Genomic DNA, 249 nt, shown 5'->3' with positions numbered 1-249 from the left:
CGAAATTGGTGTTATCCAAGATATTGCTGCTTACGGCGAGTTATGTCGAGCAAATAAAACAATCTTACATGTTGATGCAGCGCAAAGTGCAGGCAAAATTGAGATTGATGTGCAAAAAATGAAACTAGATTTAATCTCTTTCTCTGCTCATAAAATTTATGGTCCTAAAGGTATCGTCGCATTATATGTTAGTCGTAAGCCTAGTCTTCGTTTAGAAGCTCAAATGCACGGTGGCGGGCACGAACGTGG

The 249-nt window shown here is 40.2% G+C and carries 1 protein-coding gene; it reads left to right on the top strand.

The annotated features are described in order from the left end of the window. A partial coding sequence (locus V6255_RS18135) for an aminotransferase class V-fold PLP-dependent enzyme (protein ID WP_341629392.1) occupies positions 1-249 on the top strand: 249 nt, incomplete at both ends.

The organism is Psychromonas arctica (assembly GCF_038155225.1).
In the GTDB taxonomy this organism is placed as follows: Bacteria; Pseudomonadota; Gammaproteobacteria; order Enterobacterales; family Psychromonadaceae; genus Psychromonas; species Psychromonas arctica_B.
The sequence above is the reverse complement of the archived record's forward strand: the minus strand, read 5'-3'. Positions and strand labels throughout refer to the sequence as shown.